At 50.7% G+C, this 440-nt stretch carries 1 protein-coding gene; it reads left to right on the plus strand.

What is annotated here, in order from left to right:
• Window positions 1-68: 68 nt before the first annotated feature.
• On the plus strand, window positions 69-440 hold a 372-nt coding region (gene tmk / locus VG561_RS21175), incomplete at its 3' end, for a dTMP kinase (RefSeq protein ID WP_423179948.1).

Below are 440 nucleotides of genomic sequence, written 5' to 3' on the forward strand. Positions count from 1 at the left end.
GTTTAATACCAATCTTGCCAGTCATAACAAGTCTGTGCAGGATTATCTGAAAGTGCTTAAGGAAAAAAATGCGCAGTAAGTATATCGTCATTGAGGGGCTGGAAGGCGCAGGCAAAACTACCGCGCGTAATGTGGTGGTTGAGACGCTCGAGCAACTGGGTATCCGCGACATGGTTTTCACTCGGGAACCTGGCGGTACGCAACTTGCCGAAAAGTTAAGAAGCCTGGTGCTGGATATCAAATCGGTAGGCGATGAAGTCATTACCGATAAAGCCGAAGTTCTGATGTTTTATGCCGCGCGCGTTCAACTGGTAGAAACGGTCATCAAACCAGCTCTGGCTAACGGCACCTGGGTGATTGGCGATCGCCACGATCTCTCCACTCAGGCGTATCAGGGCGGCGGACGTGGTATTGACCAACATATGCTGGCAACACTGCGT

It is taken from the genome of Stenotrophomonas sp. CASM110 (genome assembly GCF_049384345.1).
Classification (GTDB): domain Bacteria; phylum Pseudomonadota; class Gammaproteobacteria; order Xanthomonadales; family Xanthomonadaceae; genus Stenotrophomonas; species Stenotrophomonas muris.